A 15,250-nucleotide genomic window follows, 5' to 3' on the forward strand; every position below is an offset into this window, starting at 1 on the left:
AGAAATCTCCCTGAAAGAGGATCTGTAGAGCAAGGATAGGTGTACTCTAACGAAAAAACTCTGACTGCAAAAAAACAAAACGATCCGTGCTAATTCTGAGTGAAGCGGGCATTCTAGGTGTATAAAGTAATGCAACCCCAGGAGCTTGATCCAACGTTCTGGCGTTGTCTGCGGTCTTCTACCTTGATTTTTGGAGATTGATGTATGCCGAAAGCGATCGCTGAACTGAATACTGTGCTCAAAAAAGCAGTGCTGGGATCCGGTGACCTAGCCGACTCTGAAAAAATCTATGTGCCCCAAGGGCAGGCATTTTTTGTATCGGACTATTCCCCCGATCGTAATCAGCATGTGCGATTAGTACTAGCATCTCCTCTCACAGCTCAAGACAAGGTGCATAAGCTACAGGTCGTCTATGCCTATGAGCCCCACATCAAGCTTGAGGGGGCAACGCCCCAGGTCAATGATCTCAACCAACTGATTAAGCTGCCGGTAAAGTATTGCTCCCAGCTTAATAACGACACGGCAATTTTTGGCCCTGGTTGGCGGCAGTGCAACACCACCAGCAACACCATGCTGGCCGACTATCTGCTCAATGGAGCCTTGACGGAAAAGGCTAAGCAGTCGGGCTATCAGGAGCCAGAGTCGGTGTTTATGCGCATTGTTGGGAAGTATGGCGACACCATCGACCACGGTGCACAAACGCAAGCGTTGCGAGCCCTAGGCATTGAGTCCTATTTCAGCTATTCCCTGTCGGCTAAGGATGTTCTTGCCTCGCTGAAGGTGGGCGTTCCGATTGTGGTGGGCTTTGCTTACAAGGGATCAGGCCATATCTGCGTTGTTGTTGGCCATGATCCGGTGAAGAAGGCTTGGTTGGTCCATGATCCCTACGGTACTCGTCATGGTTCTAGCAACTCCTATGATGTGGGTGTTGGGGGAATTTTTGATGAATATACCTACGACACCATGCAGCGAATTTTTTGGGATCAGGGAGGCGAATCGGGTTGGGGGCGCATTGTCACCAGTGTGCGCGGGAAGCCCACCGGGTTGCCCACCGGACTCTAGACTAGGCTACCTCGGTGTTGCTGAGTGGGATCAGGGAAGCGATCGCCAATTAGTCTAAGAAAACTGATCTCCAGTGCTCTGCGGCAGAACTTTACCCTGTCGTGGAGCACTAGTACCTTCTGGGTCAGCGTTCTCATCTAGCCTTCCCTAGCCTCTCTGGGGCGGCTACGCCAACGACGTCGCTCAGGGAACGCTGGATGGGTTGTGGTTTTCTCCCTTCGGGAGGCGTTTCACGTTGGTGGAGCCTGTCCTCAGGACAAACGACGTTGCTTAGACCACCCAAAGGCGATCGCCCCTGGAATCTGTCTATCCTGTCTGAAGCCGATACACTGAGAGCAGCCGTTTTTGGGGAGAACTATGTCCAACGCACCTGCATCCACCGATGTTCTGGCAGCCCTGCAGCACCTCATAGAGGTCGTTGCCCAGTTGCGATCGCCTGAGGGAGGCTGTCCTTGGGACTTGGCCCAAACGCCAGAAAGCCTGACGCCCTATATCATTGAAGAGGCCTACGAAACAGTGGATGCGATCCGCCAGGGACAGCCAGAGGCGATCGCCGATGAGCTAGGTGATTTGTTGCTGCAGGTGGTGCTCCAGGCGCAGATTGCTCAGGAGTATGGACAGTTTGATCTCAAAGACGTGGCCCAGGCGATTACCGAAAAGCTGATCCGTCGCCATCCCCATGTGTTTGCTGAGGTGCAGGTGGATGGGGTTGATGAGGTGCATCGCAACTGGGAGCAGATTAAAACAACGGAAGAACAGGAAAAGTCTGATAGTTCGATCGCGCGCCTGTCTCCGCGTTTATCTCGCTATGCGCGATCGCTGCCGCCGATCATCGCCGGCATGAAGATTTCCAAAAAAGCGGCGGCGGTGGGCTTTGAGTGGGATACGGTAGACGGCGTTTGGGATAAGTTTCGGGAGGAGTTGGACGAGCTCCACGAAGCGATCGCCTCTGGGGATAAAGCCCATCAGCAGGATGAACTCGGCGATGTATTGTTCACGCTGATTAACCTTGCCCGCTGGTATGACCTGGATCCTAGTGTGGCGCTGGCGGATACCAACCACCGTTTTGTACAGCGCTTTTCGATGCTAGAAGCGGCCAGCGATCGCCCCCTGCAAGACTATAGCTTGGCAGAATTTGAGCACCTCTGGCAGCAGGTAAAAGCTCAGATCGCGCAAGCCGCTAGTCAGAACCACGAGGGCGAGTAATATCCACGGCGATCGCTCCATCGAAGTTTGGGATGGCTGGTCGCTTGGTTAACACCACCCGCACTTGGTGCAGGGGAGTTTGTTCAAGAATATCAGCAGCAATGGTTTCTGCTAGGGTTTCTACGAGCTTCACCTGGCTGGTTTGAATAAGATGTTGTACCCGAGGAACTGTGGTGGAATAGTCATAGGTTTGATCAAGGCGATCGCTCTGTCCTGCTGGGGCAAGATCGAGCCAGAGTGTTAAGTCAACCTCAAACCATTGCCCCAGAGCCTGCTCTTCGGGCAACACACCGATGTACCCGTAAGCACGAATTCCGCGCACGTGCAGACAGTCCATGCCGGTTATCCTTGAATAATTTGCACTACTTCTTCCACAGACTGCCCTAAGACGCGGGCAATGGGGGCAAAGAGAGTACTTTCAATGGGACCTTGACCACTATAGATATCTTTGAGTTTCTCGGGGGATAGACGATAGGAATCACAGAAGGTCACAAATTCTTTATCTGTTACGCCTAGTTCTTCTTGGCGATTCTTGAGCAGAAGAGCGATCGCCCTAGTTCCAGTTCGAGGAATCGCTGCTCGCTCTAGATATTCCTCCATGAGTTCATCCACATTGCCGACCCGACCCTGGGAGCGCTTCACAAAGTCTGCACAGACGAGATAAAGTGCCTTGCGTACTTTTTGCTCATCGTTCATCACATGAGCTATCTTCGCGGCATATTCGGGCTTACAAAACCCCACCACCTCATGGTCAAACATAAGGGGAATAAACGTCTCGTTGACATTAGACTGCCACGGTAGCGGCTCATTTGGCAGGACCATCACCCTTCTCCTTCGTACCAATATTAAGATTGCACACCCGAAACGGCCTGAGGACATGCCCCCAAGACTCTAGTCTTACAATACCGTGGCATTTTTTTAGACTCAATATCCAAGCCTTCAATACCTAGAATCTGGCTGATGTTCTACCTGTGATGCAATCATACATCACGATGGAGGAAGGGCTTGGCATTTGCGCCGGTATAGGGGGCAGCAATGTGGCCTTTGCCTACCAATTGATACTTATAGGTGACCAGACCATCCAGCCCTACCGGACCACGGGGCGGTAGTTTAGCCGTGCTGATGCCGACTTCAGCTCCGAAGCCATAGCGGAAGCCGTCGGCAAAGCGGGTGGAGCAATTGTGGAAGACGCCTGCTGCATCCACTTGGTCTAGGAAGGTGCGGGCGGCGGTGTCGTCGGTGGTGACGATCGCGTCTGTATGGCGGGAGCCGTAGGTGTTGATATGGACGATCGCTTCTTCTAGGGAATCCACGAGCTTGATCGCCAAGATCAAGTCGCTATATTCGGTTTCCCAATCTAGATCGGTAGCCGCCTCCATGGGCACGATCGCCCGCACTCGCTCATCCCCGCGCAAGGTCACCTGCTGCGATCGCAGGGCGTCGGCCACCAGCGGCAGGGCGCGATCGGCAATCTGGCTATGGATCAACAGAGTTTCAATGGCATTGCAGGCGGAGGGATACTGGGTCTTAGCATCCACAGCGATCGCTACGGCTTGCTCTAGGTCAGCGGCGGCATCAATGTAGAGATGGCAAATGCCGTCGGCGTGGCCCAGAACTGGAATTTGGGTATTCTGCTGAACAAACTGGACGAAGGAGTTGGAGCCTCGGGGGATGATCAGATCGACGTAACCCTCTAGGTTGAGCAATGCCCGAGTTTCTTCTCGTGTGGTCAGCAACTGCACAACATCGGGATCCACCTCAGCCTTGGCAAGACCAGCACGGATGGCGGCCACCAGCGCCTCGCAGGAGCGTACGGCCTCCCGTCCCCCTTTGAGAATTACCCCATTGCCTGATTTCACCGCTAGGGACGCAATTTGCACCACCGCATCGGGGCGGGCTTCAAAAATCACTCCGAGGACACCCAGGGGACAGCCAATGCGCTGCAGCACTAGACCGTCATCCAAGACGCGGTGTAGATCAACCGCACCTACTGGATCGGGCAGCTTGGCAACATCCCGCACGCCAGCGATCGCCCCTGCTAGCTTGACGGCATCGAGTTTGAGGCGACTGTAGAGGGGTTTCGCTAACCCGTCAGCTAGGGCAGTGTCACAGTCGGCAGCATTGGCCGCTGTAATGGTGGGCGAGGCGGCCTCTAGGGCTTGAGCGATCGCTTCTAGGGCCTGGTTGCGCGCTGATCCTGGCAATACAGCCAAGCGGCGGGCAGCCTCTTGGGTACGCTGACCAATGAACCTTAAAGACTCTGATGTTGTTGCAGAATCCATCATACCTATCTTGTCCGCACAGCTATAGCATCGTTGACTAGGAACGACGTGTAGCAAACTATAGCAGACTGGCCCCCTCGTCGTCCTCCTCTAACGGCGCACGATCAGCCAAAAGGGAGCCATCATCGCTGGGGCAATAAAGTCGAAACGCAACTCGCCAACACAAATGCTGGAAAACCAGGCCATGCCCACGGAAATAGCGATGGGAACTGCCGCTAAGGTAGACAGGGTAGCAATCTGAGAGAGCTGACGGCGTGGAATATCGTCGAAGGAAACTCGCCGATGGCTAATCAGGTGAGATTGGAGAATCCACGACACCACCACCGAACTCAAGAGAAAAGCGAGAATGGGCACCGTAAAAATGCCGAGGAAACAGGTAAGCTGCTGAAGTTCACTGATCATAGAGTTCTCATTCAAGGATCTAAGTGAGGTCACTTACACCTTCTGAATTGAGTCACTCCTTCAGGGATTCTTACGGTTTCTTGCCCGTCTCTTCATCTAAGGTCAACAAAGGAACATCGGGCTTCTTCTCCGGCTCTTCAGACTCCTCCTCGGTCTCCGGCTCGTCCATATCACCCAGGATGTCGGTCAAATCAGCTTCATTCACCGGGAAGCGATCGATGGCCCGAATCGCCAGTTGTGCATTTTGCCGTAGATCCCCGGATAGGTAGGGTACGTAGGGAATCTGGGAGAGAAAATCAACGGTGCGGCGCAGAATCCGCACCAAATCACCTTCATCTAAGCTGGTGTTCGAACAGAGGTCTGTCCAGTCTTCGCCCATGGCCCACTGCTCAACCAAGGCAATCCATTCTTGTTCCAGCCAGACGGGTAGTGCCACCTGGTAGCGCCGCTGCTGCTGAAATAACTGGCGTCGTAGTCCTCGTAAACCAGCTAGGGCTTGCTCGACGGCATCGGAGTGGTCGTAGCGTGTCCAAATATCGGGGCGAGACACTTCGGTGACCAAGGCAGCACAGGTGGCAGCAAGCTGGTGGGGATCCAGAGCATCCAGTTCCCCAGATGCTAGGGCCAGCCCCAGCCACAGTTCGTTGTCACCGCGAATGGCCGCTGCAATTTGACCAATGGGCGCGGGCTCGGATCCCTCTAAGCATTGGAAGTGCTGAAGAATGCGCATGAGATTGACAAACTCCTGCCAGTAGCGATGGGTATGGGCTTCGAGTTTGTTGAGGCGATCGCTTAAGTCAGCTTGCAGTTTAGTAATGCGTTTTTGGTGCTTGATCATCTGCCCTGGATTACCCCACTGGCGGGCGGGATGATGGGCAATTTGGTCTTCAATATCCGCTACCCGCTCCAGATACTCCTTGACTTCCGGAGTAAACGACTGGGGAAGCTCCACCTGCGGCAATCGCCGGGCGATCGCCAAGGTGTCCTCATCGCCCTTGCAGGTATAGCCAGGGCGGGGCTGGATGCCTCGGGGTGGGGCCCAGGTATCCACCTCCGACAGTCGCGGCAGTTCTGCATGGAGCTGGGCCACATCCGCTAGGGTAACGACCCGCAGCAGATTGTCTTGCCCTAGGCAAACCAAGAAGGGATCTTGACCTTCCCGGGGTAGCTTCATCACCAAAACAGCGGTCATCTCTGGCTGCCTGAGGCTGAGGATGGTGCCAGCGATCGCAAAATTGACCGATAGTGCGAGGTCTTGGGCCTGGACCTGCTGGGCCTGCTGTTTTAGCACCTTCAGCAGGCGGCGCTCTTCCTTCAGCCGCTCGTTCAGTTTTTGGTAGTGGGCAAGGGCATCCACATCGACATGGTCGAGATCGGCCTGGTGTTTGGCAATCAGAGCCTCGATATCAGCGATCGCCTGCTGCTGGGGTTGGAGATGGAGGGTGGCTAAATATTGCCCAAAACTGCGTTCAATCAGCTCTTGGGCTTCTTCTAAGGAATGGGTTTGCAGCAAATTCAGCACCATGCCGTAGCTTGGCGTAAATTGGCTAATTAATGGGTCAGCGCGGGAGGTAGCGAGGTAGGATGCCTCTTGGGCTCCCTCAAACCGGGTTTGCACCGTCACCACATAGCCACGCTCATCCATCCCCCGCCGCCCCGCCCGTCCGGCCATCTGCAGGAATTCGGAGGCGTTTAGCAGGCGATGGCCGCGATCGGTGCGCTTCGATAGGCTGGAAATCACCGTGGTGCGGGCAGGCATGTTAATCCCTGCTGCCAGGGTTTCTGTGGCAAACACTACCTTAATCAACCCCATCTGGAACAGCTCTTCTACCAAGCTTTTCCACGCTGGCAGAATCCCGGCATGGTGGGCGGCAATGCCTTGGTAGAGCGGTTCTACCTGACCAACTCGCGCAGCATCAGGGTTGTGGTTCAAAAACTCGTCAATATAGCGTTTGAGCTGAGCCTGCTCTTGCTCCGTCACCAAACTCATTTGGCTCACCTCTTCCACGGCGCGATCGCACCCCTTGCGGCTGAAGATGAAGTAGATGGCCGGCAGCATATCCCGCTGGCTGAGTTGGCTGATCACATAGCCCAGCGCCGGAGAGTCTTGGCGACTGCGCTTTTTGCCCCCTTTGGGTTTGAGGCGAGGGTTGATTTTGGTGTTCGTAGAATTAAGCAGCGGGAACAGACCATTGGGCTTGCAGAAATTAAATTCTAGGGGCACCGGACGGAAGTCGGAATAGATCAACTCCGTGGGACCATGCACCTGACAAATCCAGTCGGTCAACTGATCGCTGTTATCCACCGTGGCCGACAGGGCCACCAGCTGAATCTCGGGGGGACAGTAGATAATAGACTCTTCCCAGACCGTACCCCGTTGGCGATCGTTCATATAGTGGCATTCGTCGAGCACCACTGCTTGCACGTCTACCAAGGACGTGCCCACAGCACCAATGGCGGTACCGTAGAGCATGTTGCGGAAAATTTCGGTGGTCATCACCAGCACCGGAGCGTGGCGATTGATCGACACATCACCGGTGAGTAAACCAACATTGTCTGCGCCAAAGCGATCGCGAAAGTCTCGCAGCTTTTGATTCGACAGGGCTTTCAGAGGCGTGGTGTAGAAAACCCGTCGGTTGCTAGCCAAGGCGCGATGGATGGCATATTCCCCAATCAATGTCTTCCCCGATCCGGTGGGCGCACAGACGACTACGGATTTTCCATCATCCAATGCGGCGATCGCCTGGGTTTGGAAATCGTCTAACGGAAAGGGGTAGAGTTTACTAAGGTCAAGATTAGGCGAAATCAAAGAGCAGCTCACGTCCTCGATGTGACAGATTCAGATTATGCTCAATCGCTACAATCAAGCAAACGTCTAGATCGCTGAATCTACATGGGCAATCGCAGGCACCTGCTGGATGTCGCGCTAGACGTAGCCCCATCCTGAACGGGTGAACGTTTTAGAGGGGCTACATTCATTGTGAGTGCAGAGTTGCCGAATATGCAAGTATCTGACGTGTTCACCCTATCTAGGGCTGCTCGGAGCTGCTGTCGTCTAACTGCAAAAATGCCTTGATTTGTTCTACAAATCGTTCCATTTCAGGTTGGCTGAGACTAGAGGCGAGCTTATGGCGTTGCCCAGAAGCCAAGAGCAATTCTGCTGAGTAAATGGGTTCATCCCGGCCAAGGTCTCGAATTTGCACGCCGGCAACATCGGCTAAGGTTCCCGATCGTTCTCGCCAACGAAACAGGAGCCATTGACGAGAATGGAAGCGATTGTGTAAGCGGTCGAACTCTAATACCTCTAGACGAATCAGGCGAAGGAGGGTACCGAGGGTCATGGCGGAGACGAGGAGCAAGATGGGCACCCCAATCACTACTGACTGGGCCATGCGGGTATCTTGTTCGATCAGCAGCAGCGGTTCAGTGGATTGTAAAAACAAGTCAATTTGTTCAGCTACTTCATGGTGCTGCTCAGAAATCGGCACTTCCATCTGCTGGCTGTCTTGCCCAAGCAATAGCCGATAGTGAGGCTCAAAGTAGCCATCACTGCGAGAATGCAGCTCTGTTCGGACTTCAGTGCCTGTTACATCGCCAATGGAGCGACGACTTTCTTGCACCAGCCCCAGCATACGAGACTGGGTTTGCTCACAGGTGACGCTGTTGGCAACCTGCCGCTGACAAGAGAGCTGTGTTACACCAGCATTGGCCACAATCAGCCCAGCCATCACTAAGGGGAGTCCTCCCAGCACCCCTCCCCATCCCAGAAGAGCAGCAAAATTACCTAAGCCATCTTTGAGAATTAGACGTGAGCCGGTCTGCTTGATAATTTTCATCCCTCATTCCCTACTTGTCTGATGGTTAGATAGTCTAGGTGTCACACTCTGTCAGAGAAGGTTAGACATGCTGTGTGGATCATCTCAACACGGCCGTGTCTCCATCGCCTTTCTCCGCCGGAGATCGATCGACTGCTAGAGGTATCGTAGCGATCGCTACCAAGAAATCAGAGAGCGTAAGTACGGATTCAATCCAGTCATACCAGTCTCTTGGTTCCTATATTGTCCGTGTTTACACGGTCAATATAGAAGCGGCAGGGTTTATAAATTGCAACATAGACCATGCCTAGCACGGGCTGTAGCTAGAGTGACGTCATGGGATCTGTTGAACTCTCGTCCATTATGCTAGCCCATTCGCTTGGTGACGGGGTGAAGGGATGATGAGACAATGGTACTTCGGCAGAGTTTTAGACAGACTGGCCTGCGATCGCCCTTGGGGTGTTGGTTGGCAAGGTTGTCCCATGTGCTCTTATCAGCTTAGAACTTAGAACGTTCGCTTTCGTTGACTCTGCATCGAATCACACCTGTAAAAAAGACTGGACATATAGTTATGGCTCAAATTCAATTTTCTGTGGGTGTACCCGAGACGGTGATTCCCGACGTTCGCCTAACCCGCGCCCGGGATGGTAGTAATGGGCAAGCCATCTTTTATTTTGAAAATCCTGATGCCCTATCGAGAGATAGCACCAATGAAATTACAGGCATGTATATGGTGGATAGCGAGGGTGAACTGGTTACCCGTGAAGTCAAAGCCAAGTTTGTCAACGGACAACCTGAGGCTATTGAAGCCATTTATGTCATGAAAAGTGCTGAGGAATGGGATCGCTTTATCCGGTTCATGAATCGCTATGCTGAGGAAAATGAACTAGGGTTTAACAAGACCTAGACCCTACTTTCCCCTTTGCCCAACGATCGCCCACTTCCCTTCATGGGTGGGCGAATCCTTTTTATCACCCCCTGTTACATGTATGGGTACATGTGTGGGTGATAGATGGATGGGCGTTAGTTTATAAGTAAGCGATCGCGCTTGATCCACTTACCCCCCTCAGCCTGTGCTTCCCCATCCTGAGATTCCCCATCATCCTATTACCTGCGCTGTCATCACCGTCAGCGATACTCGCACCCCTGACAGCGATCGCAGCGGGCAGATGATTCAGCAACTGCTCGATGAAGCCAATCACCCAATTTTGCACTACGACCTGATTCGTGATGAACCCGACGAGATCCACCACCAAGTCGATCTGCTTTGTCAGCAGCCTGATCTCTACGCCATCATCCTGAATGGCGGCACGGGCATTGCCCCTCGCGACACCACCTATGATGCAATTGAGCGTTTGCTGGATAAAACCCTGCCGGGCTTTGGTGAGCTTTTTCGTTCCCTGAGCTATCAAGAAATTGGCTCGCGGGCCATGGCATCGCGGGCGATCGCCGGCATCCGCAACAATACGCTAATTTTTTCCTTGCCAGGGTCTACAAATGCGGTGGTGCTTGCCATGCAGAAGCTCATTTTGCCAGAGCTAGCCCATCTCACCCATCAGATCAACCCTCGACCGTAGGGGATTGCCTCTCAGAGATTAACCTTCCACGGCTGGGCCTGGTTTTGCCTGGTTCATCCACAACCTGTAGAGTCTAGTTGTAGCAGCACGTCCACAATGCTCGCCTACAGCTCTAGTGTTCATCAAAAGCACAAAAAAGGTTCCCTCAGGAACCCTTTCTGTAGCAAATGCAAGTTAGGAGCACGACTTGCTTGGATGATGCCTTTGGGGCAACCCAGGAAGGTCGCAGACCACACTAGGGATCGGCTGACGGTTGAAAGGCTCATCTCCCGCCCCTCAACCGCTATAAAGCTATAGAGCCTAGGCAAACTGCTGCATTTCAACTTCAAGCTGGTGGATCAGCTGATCGTTGCCTTGATTGCGAGCCGTGTCTAGACGTTGTTGCAGGCGGCGACGGATGTTTTCCTGGTGAACCATCGCTACCTCCCGTGGCAGGGCCTTGCGAGCATTGGCAAAAACCCTGGTTGTCACCTTGTCCTGCGTGGCAGGGGTGGCTACAACCCGAGGCATAGCAGGAGCTGTTTCAACCTGCCCATTCTCGTTAACGCTGTATTGCACACCGCGGTAGGTCAACCCATCTAAGGACTGAGGAACCGGGATATGTCGAGGATAGGCAAATTCGATTGGGTGCCCTCGATAATGACCCACGCCTCTATGTTCTATATCGTCGATAATAGTGGGGTTGTGAAGATAGTCCGTACCCCGATACCGTAGTTTCATGACTTGGCCTCCCAATAACAGATCCCTGTGCAGCAATAAACCTATGGACTAGATGCCATCGTCTCAGGTCAGCCCGTTGGACGTCAGACCCATGATCCGATGGAGTGTGAAGATATACCTAAGCAGGCTTAGCTACTTCATCTGTCTCTTAAAATGCTCCATATCTGTATCGTATTTAACAGTTTTGAAGAAAAACAAGAATTTTATGATTTCTTAAGATATAGGTGACATGCTGTTACATTCAGCCCTAAACGTCGGGGTAAACGTAACAATGTTGATGCTCAACTGAGCGATCGCTGTCTCTGGCTGATCCTGGTGAACTTTTCATGGCACACTCAAGTCTTAACTAGAGCAGACGTTTCATCTTTGTTGGCTAGATTAGCTCTGATGCTACCTAGCTTCTGTCGCCATCGGTGTAGACCCTATGCCCTCTATCGCTCAACCCTCCCCATCCATCCAAGACCGCTTTCCGTTAGCCCAGCAGCCTGATCCTGACCAGCTTGATGACATTAAGGCGCAACTCGACTTAATTTTGATGGCGATCGAGGCGTTGGCAACGATTGGGTCAGACGCTATGCTGCAGGCAGCTCAAGACTTGGGCTTGTCCGACGTCGTGGGCGATCGCGTGGCCCTATGGCGATTGCGGCAATCTAGCCCCCTACGCAAGGGGCAGGGACGGAAGCGTTTAGATGTCGATGAAGCGCGATCGCTGGTGCTGATCATCTGCCACCTTGCTCAGCAGCATGCGGAGTTAATTCGGCGTAGCGTCTCTCTGCTAGAGCAACTCACGGAGCAAAATCGTCCTCACCATCAAGCGGCATTGCTGGGCGACTACCTCGATCGCTTCGGCAATACCTACGAAGAGCGTATGGATGAATCCCATCAGATCTCCAGCGATGAGCGAACCTATCTAGCTCTGAAGCTGCTGATTGATCTGCTGTTTTATAGTTTGCCGAACGGTTCTCAACGGCTTTGGCTAGCATTATTTACGCGCGTTCATCACCCATAACCTCATCCTCCGTTTACTTCTTCTGCCCAATCGCCATGCCTTCAGTGCTCCGCCGATATACTCCACCCACCTGCACCCTGGAAATTATGGCCCAAGGGTCTGCGTTGTCCCGATGGACCGATCGCCAGGTGCTTAAACAGGTCAAATTTCGCCTAAATTTTGACGATCCTCGTATTCCCAAGGATCAACAGCAAAGCATTAGTGGCGATCGCCAGCAGCTTGAGGCACTCTGCCAAGTGGTGACGGATTATGTGCAGACAATGTTGTATACACCGCCATCTTTGCCTTCCCGTCCCCTAGCGTTGCTGAATGCCCCACCGTCTGCAGGGCAAGCCCTGGCACCGGTGACGGATATAACGATTACTCCTCAAGGGTTGCTCTACCACCAGCTATCCTTGGGGGATCTGGCGACCCCAGAATCGGGGCCAACCATTCCCCTGAGCGTGACCCAACTGGCAGATTTATCGACGGCTTTGGATGCGTATCAGGCGGATGCTATGGCGATCCCGACTCTCGCTCAGCCCAAGGGTCTGGGCGTTATTCAGGGGTGGTGGCGAGTGGCAGCGATCGCTGTTTTTGTGATGGGAACTACGGTGTCTGCCGTGCAGTTTTTGCCATCGCAGATGTCGATGGAAACGGTGAGCGAATCTGATGCAGCCTCCCGTAGCGACGAGATTAGCCCGGAGAGAAGCGCCAGCTCCCCTGCTACCCCCCGCCCCAACCGTCGCCAACGGATCGAGGATGAGGCCAATGAACTAGATGATCCTTTGGCAGACGATCGTCTAGCCAATGATCCAGATCTGGATTTGCCGGCCGATAATCTCCGTCGAGGTGAAGGGCGATCGCGCCAAGGGAGACAAGTGCCGCCTGCGCCAACCCCTAGAGACTTGTCTAGAGAGTCCCCTCAATCTCGTACGGGCTCTCGTGCTGACCTGCCCCAAGAGCCAGCGATCGCCAGCGAATCAGCTCCTTCCACCCTAACTGTCCCCAATCCGGGGCAACGTGAGATGTCGCCATCAGCAGAGCCGTCAGGGCAAGCAGAGCAGGCAGATGTTATCGAACCCTTTGAGCTTGACGACTTTAGCCCAGAAGAACGAGGTATACCTCGCGCGCCGATCGCCCCCGGCACGGCCTTTGATCGGCTACCTCAAGTATCAGAGGTTCGCGACTATTTTCAACAAACCTGGATACCGCCGTCAGACTTAACCCAATCCCTAGAATACCGATTATCGATTGATAGCAGCGGTGCGCTACAATCGGTCACCCCCCTTGGTCAACCATCGCGAGATTATCTAGATCGCACAGCCATGCCCAGTGGTGATCAACCCTTCGTCTCGCCGACTCCTGGCCAATCGCTGCAAATCCGGTTGCTTCTGAGCCCTGCAGGAACCGTCCAAACATTTTTAGAAGGTGAAACATAAGCCAGATTGATATTGTAAGAAACTCATCATGAACCCTGTCCTGGCCCAAACAAGCGTGGCTGTTTTGGGTATCCTAGGTTACAGGGTTTATTTGTGTATGAACTTTCCAGCCATCCAGCTCATACCTTCCTAAACCCGTAGACCGATCTCTAACGCTGCCAGTTCGTCTTTCTACCATTCATATCGCTTGGTTATGGCTCTTGCCCAATGAGCGTTGCACATTTGCCGCCTATTCCTATGCCTGATCGTCACTTTATCCAGCCGTTTGATCACGTCTCCATTGATATTTTGATTGTGGATGACAAGCCCAACAATCTACGTCTCCTATCCACCCTTCTAGAGCGCGAAGGCTACAACGTCCGGAAGGCACTGGATGGAGAAATGGCGATCACTGCAATCAATACCCTTTGCCCCGATCTAGTGCTGTTGGACATTATGATGCCTGGCTTGGATGGGTATGAAGTATGCAAACAGTTGAAAGATAATCCTCACACTACTGAAATTCCGATTATTTTTCTAACGGCACTCAACGAAGCCTTTGATAAGGTTAGGGCATTTGAGGTAGGTGGTTCTGACTACATTACCAAGCCTTTTCAAATTGAAGAGGTCTTGATCCGTATCCGTAACCAAGTCATGCTCAAGCTGTCGGAGGAGCGAATGCGCAACCTCAATGCAGAGCTAGAAGAACGGGTGATTGAACGCACCCAACAGCTTCAGTCTGCTAATCAGCAGCTTCTGAAAATGGCGTTACACGATATGCTCACAGGACTGCCCAACCGAGCTCTTTTTATGCAAGAGCTGCAGGCGGCCCTGGATGCTCACCACCAAGGCAACGAAACCTTTGCCGTTTTGTTTCTAGACTGCGATCGCTTCAAAATCGTCAATGATTCCCTCGGCCATTGCTTTGGCGATGCGGTGTTGCTTCACATCAGCCAACGACTACGCTCCAACCTAGAGTCTACTGACCTCCTAGCACGGCTGGGAGGTGACGAATTTGCAGTCCTCTTGCCAAATATCCTCCATAGCGATCAAGCGATCGCCCGCACTGAGGCTTTGCTCCAAACCTTTAGCCACCCCTTTCAAATTGAAGGACGGGAAATCTTTTTAGATGCCAGTGTTGGCATTGTGGTGGGAAATAAAACTTACTCCAAACCCGAGTACATTCTGCGCGATGCCGATAATGCTATGTATCGGGCTAAGGCATCCAAAAATCATCGATACCATGTCTTCGATGCATCCATGCACCAGGAGGCCCTGCAGCGTCTACAGCTCGAAGTGGATCTACGGCGAGCTATTGAACAAGGAGGGCTTACCCTATACTACCAACCCATCGTCTGTCTGAAAACGGGGCAGATTGTGGCTGTGGAAGCGTTAGTGCGATGGTTTCATGAATCCTATGGCATGATTTCTCCTATTGACTTCATTCCCCTTGCAGAAGAAACAGGCTTGATTCATCCCCTAGGCAATTGGGTTTTGCTGGAAGGCTGCCGACAGTTGCGGCAGTGGCAAGTCAATCAGCAGGTTGATGAAAACTTTAGCATGAGCATCAATTTGTCGGTTCAACAGTTCCATGATCCTCATTTGATTGACCACATCGACCAGATTTTGCAGGTCACCCAAGTTCGTCCTCAAAACTTAGACTTAGAGATTACCGAAAGTGTGATTATGGAAGGGCTAATGCCCACGATGAATATGCTGCACCAAATCAAAGCGCGGCACATTCTGCTCAGTCTTGACGATTTTGGGACGGGCTTTT

Annotated in this window: 14 protein-coding genes; 7 read left to right on the top strand and 7 right to left on the bottom strand. The window is 52.9% G+C overall.

Annotation, left to right across the window (positions count from 1 at the left end; translation table 11 throughout):
- Positions 1-204 precede the first annotated feature (204 nt).
- Together V6D20_15590 and mazG are read left to right on the top strand one after the other, a co-directional pair.
- A complete protein-coding gene (locus V6D20_15590; protein ID HEY9817204.1) occupies positions 205-1,062 on the top strand; it encodes a C39 family peptidase in 858 nt (285 codons plus the stop codon).
- A gap of 357 nt (positions 1,063-1,419) precedes the next feature.
- A complete protein-coding gene (gene mazG, locus V6D20_15595) occupies positions 1,420-2,268 on the top strand; it encodes a nucleoside triphosphate pyrophosphohydrolase (GenBank protein ID HEY9817205.1) in 849 nt (282 codons plus the stop codon).
- Here mazG and folB read toward each other — a convergent pair.
- The 6 genes from folB to V6D20_15625 all read right to left on the bottom strand — a co-directional run bounded on the left by folB (position 2,243) and on the right by V6D20_15625 (position 8,788).
- Positions 2,243-2,605: a dihydroneopterin aldolase gene (gene folB / locus V6D20_15600; GenBank protein HEY9817206.1), complete on the bottom strand. Its 363-nt coding sequence runs from the start codon at positions 2,603-2,605 to the stop codon at positions 2,243-2,245. The two genes, mazG and folB, sit on opposite strands and share 26 nt — an antisense overlap.
- 5 nt (positions 2,606-2,610) lie before the next feature.
- Positions 2,611-3,090, bottom strand: coding sequence for a hypothetical protein (locus tag V6D20_15605; GenBank protein ID HEY9817207.1), 480 nt, complete (start codon positions 3,088-3,090; stop codon positions 2,611-2,613).
- A gap of 158 nt (positions 3,091-3,248) precedes the next feature.
- Entirely contained in the window at positions 3,249-4,553 is a 1,305-nt protein-coding gene (locus tag V6D20_15610) for a glutamate-5-semialdehyde dehydrogenase (GenBank protein HEY9817208.1), read from the bottom strand.
- 87 nt (positions 4,554-4,640) lie between these two features.
- Positions 4,641-4,952, bottom strand: a complete 312-nt coding sequence (locus V6D20_15615; GenBank protein HEY9817209.1) for a hypothetical protein — start codon at positions 4,950-4,952, stop codon at positions 4,641-4,643.
- A 70-nt stretch (positions 4,953-5,022) separates the two neighbouring features.
- Positions 5,023-7,761 carry a DEAD/DEAH box helicase gene (locus tag V6D20_15620; GenBank protein HEY9817210.1) on the bottom strand — a complete coding sequence of 913 codons (2,739 nt, stop codon included), beginning with the start codon at positions 7,759-7,761 and terminating at the stop codon, positions 5,023-5,025.
- A gap of 220 nt (positions 7,762-7,981) precedes the next feature.
- Positions 7,982-8,788: a hypothetical protein gene (locus tag V6D20_15625; GenBank protein ID HEY9817211.1), complete on the bottom strand. Its 807-nt coding sequence runs from the start codon at positions 8,786-8,788 to the stop codon at positions 7,982-7,984.
- Positions 8,789-9,338: 550 nt separating this feature from the next.
- Here V6D20_15625 and psb28 point away from each other — a divergent pair.
- A complete protein-coding gene (gene psb28, locus V6D20_15630) occupies positions 9,339-9,674 on the top strand; it encodes a photosystem II reaction center protein Psb28 (GenBank protein HEY9817212.1) in 336 nt (111 codons plus the stop codon).
- A gap of 166 nt (positions 9,675-9,840) precedes the next feature.
- Positions 9,841-10,344, top strand: a complete 504-nt coding sequence (locus V6D20_15635; protein ID HEY9817213.1) for a MogA/MoaB family molybdenum cofactor biosynthesis protein — start codon at positions 9,841-9,843, stop codon at positions 10,342-10,344.
- Positions 10,345-10,644: 300 nt separating this feature from the next.
- Here the strand turns inward: V6D20_15635 and V6D20_15640 are convergent, their stop codons facing one another.
- Positions 10,645-11,064: a DUF4278 domain-containing protein gene (locus V6D20_15640; GenBank protein ID HEY9817214.1), complete on the bottom strand. Its 420-nt coding sequence runs from the start codon at positions 11,062-11,064 to the stop codon at positions 10,645-10,647.
- Positions 11,065-11,488: 424 nt separating this feature from the next.
- On the opposite strand from V6D20_15640, the gene V6D20_15645 reads away from it, so the two are divergent.
- From V6D20_15645 to V6D20_15655, 3 genes are all read left to right on the top strand, one after another.
- On the top strand, positions 11,489-12,073 hold the full coding sequence (locus tag V6D20_15645; protein ID HEY9817215.1) for a DUF3038 domain-containing protein: 585 nt from the start codon (positions 11,489-11,491) through the stop codon (positions 12,071-12,073).
- A gap of 35 nt (positions 12,074-12,108) precedes the next feature.
- Positions 12,109-13,494 carry a DUF4335 domain-containing protein gene (locus V6D20_15650; GenBank protein ID HEY9817216.1) on the top strand — a complete coding sequence of 462 codons (1,386 nt, stop codon included), beginning with the start codon at positions 12,109-12,111 and terminating at the stop codon, positions 13,492-13,494.
- A gap of 237 nt (positions 13,495-13,731) precedes the next feature.
- Positions 13,732-15,250, top strand: a 1,519-nt coding sequence (locus tag V6D20_15655) for a diguanylate cyclase (GenBank protein HEY9817217.1), incomplete at its 3' end; no start/stop codon positions are given.

The sequence above is a fragment of the Candidatus Obscuribacterales bacterium genome (assembly GCA_036703605.1).
GTDB lineage: Bacteria > Cyanobacteriota > Cyanobacteriia > RECH01 > RECH01 > RECH01.

What these genes read in the sequence shown, in the direction of transcription:
- V6D20_15590 (HEY9817204.1), top strand. Translation starts at nt 205, where the DNA reads ATGCCGAAAGCGATCGCTGAACTGAATACTGTGCTCAAAAAAGCAGTG.
- mazG (HEY9817205.1), top strand. Translation starts at nt 1,420, where the DNA reads ATGTCCAACGCACCTGCATCCACCGATGTTCTGGCAGCCCTGCAGCAC.
- folB (HEY9817206.1), bottom strand. Translation starts at nt 2,605, where the DNA reads ATGGACTGTCTGCACGTGCGCGGAATTCGTGCTTACGGGTACATCGGT.
- V6D20_15605 (HEY9817207.1), bottom strand. Translation starts at nt 3,090, where the DNA reads ATGGTCCTGCCAAATGAGCCGCTACCGTGGCAGTCTAATGTCAACGAG.
- V6D20_15610 (HEY9817208.1), bottom strand. Translation starts at nt 4,553, where the DNA reads ATGATGGATTCTGCAACAACATCAGAGTCTTTAAGGTTCATTGGTCAG.
- V6D20_15615 (HEY9817209.1), bottom strand. Translation starts at nt 4,952, where the DNA reads ATGATCAGTGAACTTCAGCAGCTTACCTGTTTCCTCGGCATTTTTACG.
- V6D20_15625 (HEY9817211.1), bottom strand. Translation starts at nt 8,788, where the DNA reads ATGAAAATTATCAAGCAGACCGGCTCACGTCTAATTCTCAAAGATGGC.
- psb28 (HEY9817212.1), top strand. Translation starts at nt 9,339, where the DNA reads ATGGCTCAAATTCAATTTTCTGTGGGTGTACCCGAGACGGTGATTCCC.
- V6D20_15640 (HEY9817214.1), bottom strand. Translation starts at nt 11,064, where the DNA reads ATGAAACTACGGTATCGGGGTACGGACTATCTTCACAACCCCACTATT.
- V6D20_15645 (HEY9817215.1), top strand. Translation starts at nt 11,489, where the DNA reads ATGCCCTCTATCGCTCAACCCTCCCCATCCATCCAAGACCGCTTTCCG.
- V6D20_15650 (HEY9817216.1), top strand. Translation starts at nt 12,109, where the DNA reads ATGCCTTCAGTGCTCCGCCGATATACTCCACCCACCTGCACCCTGGAA.